1 pseudogene is annotated in these 790 nt (G+C 56.1%); it reads right to left on the reverse strand.

Annotated features, from left to right (window positions below):
• Positions 1-81, reverse strand: a pseudogene (locus tag AB3X89_RS40015) (IS5/IS1182 family transposase); the annotation flags it as partial.
• Positions 82-790: the final 709 nt, after the last annotated feature.

Consider the following 790-nt stretch of genomic DNA (forward strand, 5'->3'; position numbering starts at 1 on the left):
CAGCGTCAGATACGGCGCCGCGAAACTCCATTCCTCATCCGACACATCAGTCGGATACCCTTTGCGGTCTGTTCTTTTCATCCCGCCAGGATAACAGGTCTCAATCGAAGTTCCTAACACGCTCTAGGTCCGCAGTTGGCGCAATATGATGCGCTTTGGGTAGCCGTTCGCGCGTCGGAGCCTGTCTGCGTCGAATAGAGCTCGACATGCGTAGGCTGGTCGGTCATTGACGGCCAGCGGCATCAGTCGGACGATTGAAACAATTGAGCCTTTCTTTCTTCCCGAGCTACGACGCTACAGGATCAACGAACGCGGCCCATCCCACCGCATCTGCGTTGTCGAAAGCGCAACCACGAGGCGTGGAGCGACAAATTATCTCTGTCTGAAATTGATGTGCATCTTCTTCGCTGCACTATGATCCGCAATCTGTCTTGGCAAGCGTGAAACGCGTGGGGTCTCGCGTTAATTCGCAACGTCGGTTGTAGGGGGCTGCGACCCTGACGTCCATTGCGCGCGCGCTGGCGACATATTGCTCGAGCACGGAAGATTGCCGCGGCGTGATGATAGGCAATTGGATTGCAAGATGCCGATGCGAGACGGGCTATTCGACAACGCGCGAATTAGCGACAAAGCTCGGTGTATCAAGTTAGGCAAAGCGGCCCTGTTGAGCCGCCCCGGGTTTTCCGGAGACCGTTTTGCTTGCGTCATGCCACAGTGACAGACTCAGCGAGATTTGCATAGTAAGCGGCTTCTGCCTCGGCAGGTGGAATGTTGCCGATGGGGCCGAAGA

The sequence above is a fragment of the Paraburkholderia sp. BR14320 genome (assembly GCF_040948665.1).
GTDB lineage: Bacteria > Pseudomonadota > Gammaproteobacteria > Burkholderiales > Burkholderiaceae > Paraburkholderia > Paraburkholderia youngii.